1 protein-coding gene is annotated in these 1,380 nt (G+C 63.2%); it reads right to left on the bottom strand.

Features of this window, described 5'->3' with window-relative positions:
• Nucleotides 1-1,380, bottom strand: a 1,380-nt coding sequence (locus tag AX708_RS12825; protein WP_197426391.1) for a strawberry notch family protein, incomplete at both ends; no start/stop codon positions are given.

The raw sequence follows: 1,380 nt of genomic DNA, 5'->3' as shown, positions 1-1,380 counted from the left end.
CATCCATGAACTGGTCGGTCTCGGACTGGTTCGTCCGCGGCGAGCGGGTCTCGAGCCGCTGCTGGCCGTCGCTCTGGGTTATGAGCCGCTTGCTGCGCCCGGTCACCTCGGCGACCTTCTCCGGTCCAAAGTGCTCGATGATCCCGTCCAGCGCTGGCTTGATCGGCGGCATGGCGCACAGGTGCTCGATCATCTCGCCGCGGCGGGCGATCGCAGTCTGGTTGTGGACGGGACGGCCTTCCTCGTCGAACATCGGCGCAGAGCGCTGGGTGCCGGTATCATCGACGAATTCCTGCATCTGTTGCGTGGGGAAGGCGCGTTCGAGGTACTCGATCACAGCGTCGAGCGGGCTGAGGTCGAGGTCGAGCTCCGCGCGCTCTTCTGGCGAAAGGCTGTCGAGACGGCGATCGAGGATGCTTTCGGCGGTCGAGACCAGCTGAACCACCACCACCTCGTCCCGGTCCAGATGGCTATTGATGGCAGCAATCAGCGTGGGCAACTTCATCGACAGCAGCAGCTGGTTGAAGAACCGCTGCTTGGTGCTTTCGAACCGGCTTCGCGCTGCGGCTTTCGCACCGCTGTTGAGCGTTGCGCCGTCGATTTCATCGACGACGCCGGTCAACTCCAGCGCCTCCTCAAGGTTCTGATGAATGATCGCCCAGGCATCCGCATAAGTGTCGTAGACGGCGATCTGCTGAGCGGTCAGGTCATGCTTCAGGATGTCGTATTCGACCCCTGCAAAGCTGAGCGCGCGCGCCTGATAGAGCCCAAGTGCCTTGAGGTCGCGCGAAACGAGTTCCATCGCTGCGATGCCCCCTGCCCTGATCTGGCTGATGAAATCTTCCCTGTTGGCAAACGCGGTGCCGGGTCCCCACAGTCCGAGCCGCACGGCATAGGCAAGGTTGTTGACCTCCGAGGCCCCGGTCGCAGAGGCGTAGAGAACTCGGGCATCGGGCAGATTGTTTTGCAGCAGCACGCCGGCGATGCCCTGCAAAGATCCGCTTTTTGTGCCCCGGGCGCCCTCGCCCCCTGCAACACCGCCCATCTCGTGGCTCTCATCGAAGGCTATCACACCCTCGAATTCCTCGCCCGCCCAGTCCAGCAATTGCTTGAGACGCGTGGCGTCCTGACGCTGGCTGCGAAGGGTGGGGTAAGTGACGAACAGGATCCCTTCGCGAAACGGCACCGCCTGGTCGATCTTCCAGTTGGACAGCGGCTGAATGTCGGCCGCAAGGCCGCCGATGGCACTCCAGTCGCGGCGAGCATCCTCAAGCAAGCTCTCGTTCTTCGATACCCAGATGGCCTTCCGGCGTCCGGCAAGCCATCCATCAAGGATGCAGGCGGCGATCTGCCTGCCCTTCCCTGCCCCCGTGCCATCGC

This window comes from Erythrobacter sp. CCH5-A1 (assembly GCF_001557115.1).
Taxonomy (GTDB): domain Bacteria; phylum Pseudomonadota; class Alphaproteobacteria; order Sphingomonadales; family Sphingomonadaceae; genus Erythrobacter.
The sequence above is the reverse complement of the archived record's forward strand: the minus strand, read 5'-3'. Positions and strand labels throughout refer to the sequence as shown.